The sequence below is a fragment of the Roseateles sp. GW835-FHT13E02 genome (assembly GCF_058794035.1).
The window spans coordinates 148,707-160,051 of record NZ_JBXAGJ010000004.1 but is presented as its reverse complement, the minus strand read 5'-3'; the positions used below and the strand labels follow the sequence as shown (position 1 = coordinate 160,051).

Genomic DNA, 11,345 nt, shown 5'->3' with positions numbered 1-11,345 from the left:
TTCTCTCGTCCCAGCCCGGCGCGCCCGTCCATGTTTCCGCAGAAGCTGACCGACGCCCGGGCCTTCGAGATCGCGCAGACCTTGCTGGGCGGTTTTGACCGCCATTACCAGCTCTTCAGCGCCACCAGCGCCGCCGCCAAGCAGCGCTTCGAGCGGGCCGACTGGCAGGGCCAGCAGCGCGCGCAGGCCCTGCGCATCGAGTTCTACGAGCAGCGGGTGGACGAAACCGTGGCCCTGCTGGAAGCGCGCTTCCAGGCCAGCCAGCTGGCCATGGATGTCTGGCAGCAGGTCAAGCTGCACTTCATCGGCCTGCTGATCGACCACCTGCAGCCCGAGCTGGCCGAGACCTTTTTCAATTCCGTCTGCACCCGCATCCTGCATCGCGGCTACTTCCACAATTCCTTTCTCTTCGTCCGCCCGGCCGTGTCCACCGAGTACATCGAGAACGAGGAGCCCGCCGCCCGCGCGACCTACCGCGCCTACTACCCGACGCCGCAGAACCTGCGCGACACCTGGTGCCGGGTGCTGACCAATTTCCAGCTCGAGGTCGAGTTCGAAGACCTGGGCCGCGATGTCGACCTGGTGCTGCAGGCGGTGCAGCGCCAGCTCGGTGATTTCCGCTGGCGCGCCAACTTCCAGATCCAGGTGCTGTCCAGCCTGTTCTATCGCAACAAGGGCGCCTACCTAGTCGGAAAGATCATCAACGGCTTCACCGAGACGCCGTTTGCCCTGCCCATCCTTCATGCTGAGCGATCGGGCCTGCTGCGCATCGACGCCGCCCTGTTCGGCGAAGACGATCTCCTGATGCTGTTCAGCTTCGCCCGCGCTTATTTCATGGTGGACATGGCCGTTCCCAGCGCCTGCGTGCAGTTCCTGCGTTCGCTGATGCCGCGCAAGCCGCGCGCCGAGCTTTACAGCGCCATCGGCCTGCAAAAGCATGGCAAGAACCTGTTCTACCGCGACCTGCTCGCCCATCTGCGCCATTCCAGCGACAAGTTCCGCATCGCCCCCGGCATCAAGGGCATGGTCATGCTGGTGTTCGATCTGCCGAGTTACCCCTTCGTCTTCAAGTTGATCAAGGACTTCTATCCGCCGCAGAAGGAAAACACCACCCGGGAGCTGATCCAGAGCAAGTACCTGCTGGTCAAGCAGCACGACCGCGTCGGCCGCATGGCCGACACGCTGGAGTTTTCTAACGTCGCATTGCCACGCCATCGTTTTGACGAGGAGCTGCTGGCCGAGCTGCGCCATTTCTGCCCCAGCTTGCTCGAAGAGGATAGGGAGGGCAAGCCGGGCGACAAGCAAGGCGGCGAGCATCTGGTGCTGCGCCATGTCTACATCGAGCGCCGCATGGTGCCGCTCAACATCTACCTGCAAGAGGCCACACCCGCGCAGCTGGAGCATGCGGTGATCGAGTACGGCAATGCCATCAAGGACCTGCTGGCCGCCAACATCTTCCCCGGCGACATGCTGTGGAAGAACTTCGGCGTCACCCGCCACGGCAAGGTGGTGTTCTACGACTACGACGAGATCGAGTACATGACGGACTGCAAGTTCCGCCACGTGCCCGCGCCGCGCAACGAGGAAGAGGAGCTGTCCGGCGAGGTCTGGTATGCCGTCGGCCCGCGCGATGTCTTCCCCGAGACCTTCGGCCCCTTCCTGCTGGGCCACCCCGGCGTGCGTGAGGTCTTCATGCGCCACCACGCCGATCTGCTCGACCCCGCGTTCTGGCAGCGCCACCTGCAGCGCACGCTGGACGGCCATGTGCACGACGTCTTTCCCTACGACCCGCAGCGGCGTTTTCTGCAGCAGCCCCCACCCACCCCGGCGGCGCTGCACTGAAGCGCTCGCGCCCGTTTTCTCTCGCTGTCCCCGTTCTTTTTTGTTTGTTGTTGTTGAACTCCCCAAGGAGCCTCTCATGTCCACTGAATCCATCGTTATCGTTTCCGCCGCCCGCACGCCCATCGGCGGCCTGCTCGGTGATTTCGCCGGCCTGCAAGCCTGGGAGCTGGCGGCCGTGGCCATCAAGGCCGCCGTCGAGCGCGCCGGTGTGCCGGGTGATGCCATCCAGGAAGCCTTCATCGGCAACTGCCTGATGGCCGGCCAGGGCCAGGCCCCCGCCCGCCAGGCCGTGCTCAAGGCCGGCCTGCCGCAGTCGGTCGGCGCGGTCACGCTGAGCAAGATGTGCGGCGCCGGCATGCGCGCCACCATGTTTGCCCATGACACGCTGAAGGCCGAAAGCGCCGACATCCTGATCGCCGGCGGCATGGAATCCATGACCAACGCGCCGCACCTGATGTTCGCGCGCAAGGGCGTGAAGTACGGCGCCACTGCCATGTACGACCACATGGCCCTGGACGGCCTGGAAGACGCCTACCAGCGCGGCAAGGCCATGGGCGTGTTCGCCGAAACCTGCGTCAGCAAATACGGCTTCACCCGCGAGGCGCAAGACGCCTTCGCCGTGGCCTCGACCGAGCGCGCCAAGCGCGCCAATGAAGACGGCAGCTTTGCTTGGGAAATGGCGCCTGTCACCATCTCCGGCCGTGCCGGTGACACCGTCATCAGCCGCGACGAGCAGCCCTTCAAGGCCAAGCTGGACAAGATCGCCGGCCTCAAGCCCGCGTTCGTGAAAGACGGCACCATCACCGCCGCCACCTCCAGCTCCATCTCCGATGGCGCCGCCGCCCTGGTGCTGATGCGTGAAAGCACGGCCGCCAAGCTGGGCCTGGCCCCCATCGCCCGCATCGTCGGCACTGCCGTGCATGCCAACGCCCCCGAGTGGTTCACCACCGCCCCGGTCGGCGCCATCCAGAAGCTGCTGGACAAGAACGGCTGGGATGCCAAGAGCGTCGACCTCTGGGAAGTCAACGAAGCCTTTGCCGCCGTCACCATGGCGGCCATGACTGAGTTCAAGCTGCCGCACGAGATCGTCAACGTCAACGGCGGCGCGGTTGCCCTGGGCCACCCGATCGGCGCCTCGGGCGCCCGCATCCTGGTCACCCTGATCGGCGCGCTCAAGCACCGCGGCCTGAAGCGCGGCGTGGCCGCCCTGTGCATCGGCGGCGGCGAAGCAACGGCCGTGGGCGTCGAGATCCTGTGAACCTCGGGGCAGGCGGCTGAGCCTGCCTTGTTGAGCTGATCTGCGGTAACCCAGAAAATCAGCGGTAAATAAAAGCCAGTGGCCGGGAGGCCGCTGGCTTTTTTCTTTGCTGCGCGCGCTGGTGTGCGCGGCCCCTCCATCGCATCGATTGGAGCGCCTCAGCTCGCGCGTAGCCCTTTGCCTCGCAGCCTGACGCGCAAGCTCATCGGCAAATACCACAGGCCTTCCGCCGCTGACATCTGGGGTTAACCAGATATGAATATCGTGCGCATATCGCCAATATATCTATTCCAGCGGGTGCACATGCGCGGTGCTTTGAACCGTTGGTAGGCCTTGCGGAGCCGGCGCCGCAGCGCTGCGGGCCCAAGCGAGAAGCCAGTTGCGGCACAAGCGTGACACGGCCTCTCGGCCCTTGGGCATATCCCCACAACAACGGAGACAACCAGCAATGAAAACCCACCATCTGGCCGGCGTCAGCCTGGCCTTGGCGAGCTGCCTGAGCCTCTCGGCCCCGGCCCAAGCCGCCCCGCAACGCGAGGCGCTGCCCGCGTCCCATCTGGCCCCCCAGCCCAGCCTGGATGCGGAGCGAACCCCCGCCCGCAAGCCGCTCAGCGCCAAGGACCGCGCGCCCACGCCCAGCTCGCTCGATCATCTGCGTGACCACCACAGCCGCGATGCGCTGCGCAAACCCGCCGCCAAGACCGGCCCGGCCACGCTGGCCGCCTGCGACACCAGCATCTTCACCCGCAACTCCGGCTGGGCCCTGGTCGATGCGATCCGCGGCAGCACGATGGAGTGCGTCAACGAAACCTTCGGCTTCACCGGCAGCAATGCCCGCAGCGCCTTCAGCGAGGCGCAGATGCGCAGCGTGGCCGATGGCCTGCGCAGCTATGCCGCCAGCTACCCGGGCAACAACAGCCAGGGCGCGGCCAATCTGGTGCTTTACCTGCGTGCGGGTTACTACGTCCAGTACTACAACGCCGGCGATGTGGGCAGCTACGGACCGGGCCTGAAGACCTCGCTGCAAGGCGCGCTGGACACCTTGTTCAACAACGCCAACATCTTCCAGAACAGCGATGCCAACGGCGAGACCCTGTCCGAGGCGGTCATCCTGATCGACTCCTCGGTGCAGAACGCCCGCTACCTCTGGGTGGTGCGCCGTTTGCTGAACGATTACAGCGCCAGCTGGAACAGCTCCTGGAATATGCGCAACGCCGCCAACAACGCCTTCACGGTGCTGTTCCGCGGCCACCAGGAGATCGACTTCCAGCAAGCCGTGCAGAGCGACAGCTCCACCGTCTACGCCCTCAGCGATTTCGCCAGCCGCAACTGGAATCTGCTGGGCACCGGCAATGCCTTCCTGACCAAGAACGCCTCGCGTGAGCTCTCGCGCTTTCTGCAGTACGCCAGCCTCAAGCCCACGGTGCGCCCTCTGGTGCAGGGCCTGACCACGCGCAGCAGCCTGAACACGCCCTCGGGCGGCATCTGGGTTGGTTTGGCCGACATGACCGACTACTACGACGCCGGCAACTGCAACTACTACGGCAACTGCAACTGGAAGGCCCGCACCGAAGCGGCCATCCTGCCCCTGCGCAAGACCTGCAGCCCCAGCCTGACGCTGCGCGCCCAGTCCATGACGGCGGCCGAGCAGACCAGCACCTGCAGCTCGGTGGTGAACCAGGAAAGCTACTTCCACGACAAGCTGCAAACCAATCGCCAGCCCGTGGCCAATGACTTCAACAGCAGCCTGGAGCTGGTGGTCTTCGACAGCCCCAGCGACTACGAGGACTACGGTGGCGCCCTGTTCGGCATGGACACCAACAACGGCGGCATGTACCTCGAGGGCGACCCGGCCGCGGCTGGCAACCAGGCCCGTTTCGTGGCCTACGAGGCCGACTGGCTGCGCCCCAGCTTCCAGGTCTGGAACCTGAACCACGAGTACACCCACTACCTCGATGGCCGCTTCGACATGTACGGCGACTTCAGCGCCAATATGACGACGCCGACCGTCTGGTGGAGCGAGGGTCTGGCCGAGCATGTGGCGTACTGCTACCTCAACCAGCGTTACGACGCGGCGCTGAGCATGGCCGGCAGCTACACCTACACGCTGAACCAGCTCTTCGACACCGACTACGGCAACCAGGACCGCGTCTACCGCTGGGGCTATCTGGCCGTCAGCTTCATGATGGAGCGCCACCGCGCCGACGTGAGCACCTTGCTGGGCTTCTACCGCAAGGGCGACTGGACGGGCGCGCGCAGCTTCCTCAAGAGCACCATCGGCAGCCGCTATGACGCCGAGTTCCGCAGCTGGCTGGGCACGGTCAACACCAACGGGGTGAACTGCGCCAACGGCACGCCGCCCGCCAATGTGGCGCCGACTGCCGGCTTCACCTTCAGCACCTCGGGCCTGACGGCCAACTTCACCGACACATCGACCGACCCCGATGGCAGCGTCGCCAGCTGGGCCTGGAGCTTTGGTGACGGCAGCAGCTCCACCGTCAAGAACCCGAGCAAGACCTACGCCCAGGCCGGCACCTACACGGTCACGCTCACGGTCAAGGACAACAAGGGTGCCGCCAGCAACCCGCCCAAGACCCAGCAGGTGACGGTGAGGGCCGCCAGCAACCAGGCGCCGGTCGCCAACTTCAGCTGCACCGCCACCGGCCTGACCCTGAACTGCACCGACAGCTCCAGCGATGCCGACGGCAGCGTGGTGAGCTGGGCCTGGACCTTTGGCGACGGCAGCAGCTCCACCGCACGCAACCCGAGCAAGACCTTTGCCGCCGCCGGCACCTACACCGTCACCCTGACGGTCAAGGACAACGCCGGTGCCAGCAGCAACCCGCCCAAGAGCCAGAGCTTCACCGTGTCCACCAGCACGCCGAATCTCTGCCCTGGCCGCAGCGATCAGATGAGCAATGGCTGCGTGCGCGCGGGCCTGGCCGGTGCCGTGGGGGATCTGCGTTACTACTACATCTACGTGGACAAACCCAATGTGCAGCTGAGCATCCAGACCAGCGGCGGCAGCGGCAACGCCGACCTCTACGTCAACACCCAGGGTTGGGCCAGCCCGAGCTCGCACAACTACCGCTCCACCAACAGCGGCAACGCCGAAACCGTGGTGGTGCCGGTCTACACGCCGGGCTATATCTACCTGACAGTGAGCGGCAAGACCGCCTTCAGCGGGTTGAGCTTGAGCACCCGCTACTGAGCCTCAGCTCCTGCGCGGCGCCGCGACAGCGCCGCGTGAGAGGGCAGTGATGAAAAGCCAGCGTGCCGAAAAGGCCGCTGGCTTTTTTCTGTGCGCCGGGCTGCCCTGCCTTGGCTCAGGCCGAGCGCGGTGCCGGCCGGGTCGGCGCGTGCATCAGGCGCCACTGCGGTTTGCCCACGAGATCGGCCAGGTTGACGGCGTCCAGTTCGGCAAAGAAGGCCTTGAGGGCGCTTTTCAGCGCGCCCTTGAGCCGGCAGTTGGCGCCCAGCACGCATTGGTTGTCTTCGCCAAAGCATTCCACCAGCACGGGCTCGCCTTCCATCTGACGCACCACATCGCCCACGCCGATCTCGGCCGGGGCGCGGGCCAGGCGCAGGCCGCCGCCTTTGCCGCGCAGGCCTTCGACAAAGCCGCTGTGGATCAGGCCGTTCACCACCTTGGTCAGGTGGTTGCGTGAGATGTCGAATCGCTCGGCGATTTCCTGGATGGTGGCCAATCGTTCCTCATTGCTGGCGAGGTAGATCAGCACCCGCAGGGCGTAATCCGTGTGCTGGGTGATCTGCATGCGCGCATGGTAGACCAGGGCCGAACGGCCTATCTCGGGGCGATCAGCAATAGCCCTGTTGGATTCAGGTTTAAAAGATGCATGCAAAATGCAACTTAAAAATTCAAACCCAAGCCAGGAAAGACCACCATGTCATCGCTCTCACTCTCGTATGCCCCCGGCTCTGCCCTGATCTCGGCCGCGCCGGCCCGCCGCCTTTCACGCGCGTCCGGGCTCGTGGCTGCCGCTCCAGCCCCCGCTGCGGCCGCTGCGGTCGATGGGCCCAAGGCCGCCAGCGCGCCGGCCTGGGAGGCCCGCCGCGTGTTCGCCTGGTCGCGGCGGGCCATGGGCTATTCGGCCCTGGTGGTGGCGGCGGCCGTGGTGCTGGCCTACCCCCTGGCGCACAAGCTTTCGTTGCCGGCGCAGATCGTGGCCCACCTGGCCATTCCGGTGGCGGCCGGCGTGTTCAAGCTCGGCTATGTCGCCCGCCTCGCTGCGCAAGAAGCCCTGGCGCGCGTGGCCTGAGCCTGGCGCCGCCTGCAGCACCTTCAAGCCTCCGTTTCCTCTCACAAGCGCGACACTCTCATGCTCTCCACCACCGCTCGCCCCTGGATCGAAGCCACCTTGCCCGTGGTCCTGGAACATGGCGAAGCCATCACCCGGCACTTCTACCAACGCATGCTCGGCCAGCACCCCGAGCTGAAGAACCTGTTCAACCTCAGCAACCAGTCCCAGGGCGAGCAGGCACAGGCCCTGGCCCGTGCGGTCTACGCCTACGCCGCGCACATGGACCAAGCGCAGCTGATCGCCCCCGTGCTGGAGCGCATCGCCCACAAGCATGTCAGCCTGGGCATCACGCCGGCGCAGTACACCATCGTCGGCCGTCACCTGCTGGCCAGCATCGGCGAGGTGCTGGGCGCGGCCATCACGGCCGATATCGCCAGCGCCTGGGACGAGGTCTACTGGTTGATGGCCTCCGAGCTGATCGCCCGCGAAGCGCGGCTCTACCAGGAACGCCACTGGGCCGTCGGCGGCGCCTGGCCCGAGCTGGAGGTCTGCGATCTGCACGCCAGCAGCGAAGACACGCTCAGCCTGACCCTGCGCGCGCCAGACGGCAGGCCGCTGCCCGATTTCATCCCCGGCCAGTACCTCAGCGTGGCGCTGCCCCTGCCCGAACTGGGCCTGAAGCAGATCCGCCAGTACAGCCTGTCCAACCGGCCTGGCGAGGGCGTCTGGCGCATCACCGTCAAGCGCGTGCGAGGCGAGGCGTCGAAGGAGGGCGAGCCGGCGGGCCGCCCCGACGGCCTGGTCTCTACCCGCTTGCATGAGCATGTCCGCGTGGGCGACTGCTTGCGCGTGGGCCCCACGGCGGGTGACTTCCAGCTCCGCCCGGGCTTGCAGCCCGTGGTTATGATCAGCGCCGGCGTGGGCATCACGCCCATGGTGTCCATGCTGCAGCACATCGCCCACAGCCAGCCCGAGCGGCCGCTGTGTTTTGCCTATGCCACCACCAGCCTCGCGCACTATCCGCTGCGTGGGGAGGTTGAGCCCATCCTGGCCCGCCTGCCCCACGCGCGCTACCAGCTCTGGCTGGAGCAGGGCAGCCAGTGCTGCCCCGGCGCCGTGCCCGGGCGCATGGCCCTGGACGGCCCGCACGACCTGGGCGCCTGGCCCGCCGATGCCGACTTCTACCTCTGCGGCCCCCTGGCGTTCATGCAGGCGCAGCGCCGCACCCTGCTGTCCCAGGGCATCTCGCGCAGCCGCATTCACTACGAGGTCTTCGGGCCTGATCTCTTCGGCGATCTGCCTTGAGCTCAGGCGGGTTCATGCGATCGCCATGGCCCCGATGGACCGCGCGCCCCGCGGGGCATCGGCAGGGGTCAGCCGACGCTCGTGCGTCGCCCCGCCCGCAGCAGCATGAGGCCCACACCGGTGAACCAGACAATCTGGGTGATGCCGAAAACGGCGCCAAGATCGCGAAGCGGCGGCAGCAGGGTCAAGACACCGCAGCTGCCGCACAGCAGGCCCAGCCAGGCCAGCGCGGAGGTGCGCGATTCTCGCAGTCCGGCGATCGCCAGCAGCAAGACCCAGGCCCCGCCCACCACTTCAACCCCGCCGCCCAAGCCGCGCTGGAGGATGGTCAGCACCTGCCAGACAGTCATGGCTAAGGCGGGGTCCTTGGCGTGCAGGGTGGCCACGGCTGTCAGGCCCACGCTGGACAGCATGCCGCTGGCGATCACCAGGCCCGCCCAGATGTAGCCAAACGGCGAGGCCACACGCATCAGCGCTTCATTGCCCGGTGTGCGAAAGCGTTCGTGCAGCGCGGAGCTGAGCAGCACCAGCGCCAGGCCGAAGGCGACATACACCAGCAGGTTCACGGCCTGAAATGCAGCCTGGCGCTCCAGCACAAAAGCCAGCCTGCGAGCCGCGTCCCAGCCCTCGGCCTGCTCGGGCTTGAGCCAGGTCGTGATGGCCGCAAAGCCAACGATATAGCTCAGCGCCTCGAACAAGGCCGCCCCGCCGCCCCAGATCCACAGCCGCTTGTGCCTTGCGTGTGCCTCGGTGTTCATGTGCGCTCCTCTCGCGCCCGACTTGGATCCCGGGCTGCGTCCTGTCCTGATGGTTGAAGGAATCGATGGGCGCGCGCGATCACATGGCGCCCCAGTTCAGCGGCCGCATCTTGGCCGCCGGCCCGGCGCCGCGCGACGGTGCCGCGACGAACCGTCGAATCGCTGGGATGGGTTGCATCCGCCACGCTGCGCCGCACGGTGCGCACGTTATGAAGAGAAAGCCGACATCCGCTTTGGTACTCGTGGCTGCTGGCTCCGTAACTAATCACGCCGAGGCCGGCTCCCGAGATCGGGGCTGCGTGGCTCAATACATGGCCGGCAGCAATGCAAGAAAACGCATGTGCAACGCTCGGCATCCCCAGGTGGCGTTCGAGCCGCTACAGGCTTGACCCCGTCGCCTCCTTCCCCGCATCAACAACAGATGGAGAAGCAGATGATGAAAGCGTTCAGATCCTTGCTGTGGTCGGCCGCCTGCAGCCTTTTGCTGGCTGGCCCGGCCCATGCCGCGCCCAACACCCCGTTCGCTGACAACAATGGCACCGTGGTGCCGCCGAATCAGTACAGCGGGCCCTTCTTCAAACTGAGTCATGACTACCCGGCCACGGCCCCGGTGCCCGCCATGCCCTGGCGCAAGGCCATCAACAACGGCCGCATCAGCACCCGCAATGCCAGCGCTTACGCCGAGGCCCTGAAGCAGGCCGTGGGGCCGGATATGCGCGTCTTGATTGAAGACTACGCCAACTGGAATGCGGCCCAACGCGGTTGGTACAACGAGCCCTGGATCGGCAATCTGCGCGAACCCATCCACGGCATGTATGTCGGCAGCCAGGAGCTGGACGCGTCCTTGTTCGCCAAGAGCGGGTTGACCAAGCCCATCACCACCTACGTCCTGACCTATTACGACCGCACGGCAGCCCCCACGCTCTACAACATCTGGGGCAAGACCGCCATGCAGCCCAATATCAACGCCCGCAGCACGCAGTTTGCAGAAGGTTCGGTGGTGGTCAAAGCGTCGTTCATCACGGCCGATGGCAAGGTCTGGCCGGCCATGGAGGGGGCCCTGAGCTGGCCGCTCTACATCAGCGTCGATGCCAGCACCAATCCACCGCCGGACTACACCGCCAGCCCGCCGGTGCTGATCAATGCCTCGTTCATGCAGTTCGACATCATCGTCAAGGACAGCGCCTCTGCGCCTGCGACGGGCTGGGTGTTCACCACCCTGGTCTACGACAAGCGGCTGAAGCGCGGCCCCAACGGCATCTGGGATCAGATGGTCGTGCTCGGTGCGCAATGGGGCAATGACCCGCAGGCCAAGGACCCCAGCAACCCACGGCCCAAGCTGCTCGAAAACTGGAACAACCCGGCCGCACCCTTGTACGGCGGAGAAACCTTTGGCTGGGGCGAGCGCCTGTCCGGCCCCAACGATGGCGCCATGAACGACTTTGCCTACAGCAGCGGCACCAACCCCGGTACGCGCGACACGGCCGCAAGCCGTGTCAAGGCCGATCAGCTCAAGGTCGGGGCACCGGTCTATGTCACCAATGGCAAGAACTCCTCATGCATGAGCTGCCACAGCACGGCGCAATGGAACCCGAAGAACCCATCCTTGGGCATGGACTCCTTCCTGTTGCCCTTGCTGACGCCGCGGCCGCAGCTGCCACCGGGATGCAGCAACGCAAAAGACCCCTGCGCCAACTTCCTCAACTCGCCCCCTCCGGGCTCTCCTTTGTGGATGAAGTGGTTCCAGAACCGCAAGGGCGATGTGCCGATGGACAAGGGCAGCATCGCCGCCGATTTCGACATGGTGCTGACCTTCAAATCCCTGCCCGCCTGGTATCAAGCCACGCAAGGCAAGCCCCATCAGTTGCTGTCGACGGACCGCAATGGCCGGGCTTATCCAAGCACCACTCGTTGAGGTGA

8 protein-coding genes are annotated in these 11,345 nt (G+C 65.9%); 6 read left to right on the top strand and 2 right to left on the bottom strand.

All coding sequences use genetic code 11. From position 1 onward, the window contains the following. The first annotated feature begins 30 nt into the window (after nucleotides 1–30). From aceK to AC1Q6P_RS05605, 3 genes are all read left to right on the top strand, one after another. Nucleotides 31–1,842, top strand: a complete 1,812-nt coding sequence (aceK, locus tag AC1Q6P_RS05615) for a bifunctional isocitrate dehydrogenase kinase/phosphatase (RefSeq protein ID WP_492664442.1) — start codon at nucleotides 31–33, stop codon at nucleotides 1,840–1,842. Between the two features lie 76 nt (nucleotides 1,843–1,918). Continuing rightward, nucleotides 1,919–3,100 carry an acetyl-CoA C-acyltransferase gene (locus tag AC1Q6P_RS05610; protein WP_492664443.1) on the top strand — a complete coding sequence of 394 codons (1,182 nt, stop codon included), beginning with the start codon at nucleotides 1,919–1,921 and terminating at the stop codon, nucleotides 3,098–3,100. Nucleotides 3,101–3,548: 448 nt separating this feature from the next. Further along, entirely contained in the window at nucleotides 3,549–6,311 is a 2,763-nt protein-coding gene (locus AC1Q6P_RS05605) for a collagenase (RefSeq protein WP_492664444.1), read from the top strand. Nucleotides 6,312–6,426: 115 nt separating this feature from the next. Here AC1Q6P_RS05605 and AC1Q6P_RS05600 read toward each other — a convergent pair whose 3' ends face one another. Beyond that, nucleotides 6,427–6,876, bottom strand: coding sequence for an RrF2 family transcriptional regulator (locus AC1Q6P_RS05600; RefSeq protein ID WP_171827421.1), 450 nt, complete (start codon nucleotides 6,874–6,876; stop codon nucleotides 6,427–6,429). A 129-nt stretch (nucleotides 6,877–7,005) separates the two neighbouring features. Between AC1Q6P_RS05600 and AC1Q6P_RS05595 the strand changes: the two genes are divergently transcribed. Together AC1Q6P_RS05595 and AC1Q6P_RS05590 are read left to right on the top strand one after the other, a co-directional pair. Continuing rightward, nucleotides 7,006–7,380 (top strand): hypothetical protein, encoded by a 375-nt coding sequence (locus AC1Q6P_RS05595; RefSeq protein ID WP_492664445.1) that lies wholly within the window; start codon nucleotides 7,006–7,008, stop codon nucleotides 7,378–7,380. A 60-nt stretch (nucleotides 7,381–7,440) separates the two neighbouring features. Beyond that, complete coding sequence (locus tag AC1Q6P_RS05590; RefSeq protein ID WP_492664446.1) at nucleotides 7,441–8,667, top strand: globin domain-containing protein; 1,227 nt, start codon at nucleotides 7,441–7,443, stop codon at nucleotides 8,665–8,667. Between the two features lie 68 nt (nucleotides 8,668–8,735). Here the strand turns inward: AC1Q6P_RS05590 and AC1Q6P_RS05585 are convergent, their stop codons facing one another. Beyond that, nucleotides 8,736–9,425 (bottom strand): hypothetical protein, encoded by a 690-nt coding sequence (locus AC1Q6P_RS05585; protein WP_492664447.1) that lies wholly within the window; start codon nucleotides 9,423–9,425, stop codon nucleotides 8,736–8,738. A gap of 433 nt (nucleotides 9,426–9,858) precedes the next feature. On the opposite strand from AC1Q6P_RS05585, the gene AC1Q6P_RS05580 reads away from it, so the two are divergent. Beyond that, nucleotides 9,859–11,340 (top strand): hypothetical protein, encoded by a 1,482-nt coding sequence (locus AC1Q6P_RS05580; protein WP_492703081.1) that lies wholly within the window; start codon nucleotides 9,859–9,861, stop codon nucleotides 11,338–11,340. The last annotated feature ends 5 nt before the right edge of the window (nucleotides 11,341–11,345 follow it).

Coding starts and splice junctions, on each gene's coding strand:
- AC1Q6P_RS05610 (WP_492664443.1), top strand. CDS start 1,919: ATGTCCACTGAATCCATCGTTATCGTTTCCGCCGCCCGCACGCCCATC.
- AC1Q6P_RS05585 (WP_492664447.1), bottom strand. CDS start 9,425: ATGAACACCGAGGCACACGCAAGGCACAAGCGGCTGTGGATCTGGGGC.
- AC1Q6P_RS05600 (WP_171827421.1), bottom strand. CDS start 6,876: ATGCAGATCACCCAGCACACGGATTACGCCCTGCGGGTGCTGATCTAC.
- AC1Q6P_RS05605 (WP_492664444.1), top strand. CDS start 3,549: ATGAAAACCCACCATCTGGCCGGCGTCAGCCTGGCCTTGGCGAGCTGC.
- AC1Q6P_RS05590 (WP_492664446.1), top strand. CDS start 7,441: ATGCTCTCCACCACCGCTCGCCCCTGGATCGAAGCCACCTTGCCCGTG.
- aceK (WP_492664442.1), top strand. CDS start 31: ATGTTTCCGCAGAAGCTGACCGACGCCCGGGCCTTCGAGATCGCGCAG.
- AC1Q6P_RS05580 (WP_492703081.1), top strand. CDS start 9,859: ATGATGAAAGCGTTCAGATCCTTGCTGTGGTCGGCCGCCTGCAGCCTT.
- AC1Q6P_RS05595 (WP_492664445.1), top strand. CDS start 7,006: ATGTCATCGCTCTCACTCTCGTATGCCCCCGGCTCTGCCCTGATCTCG.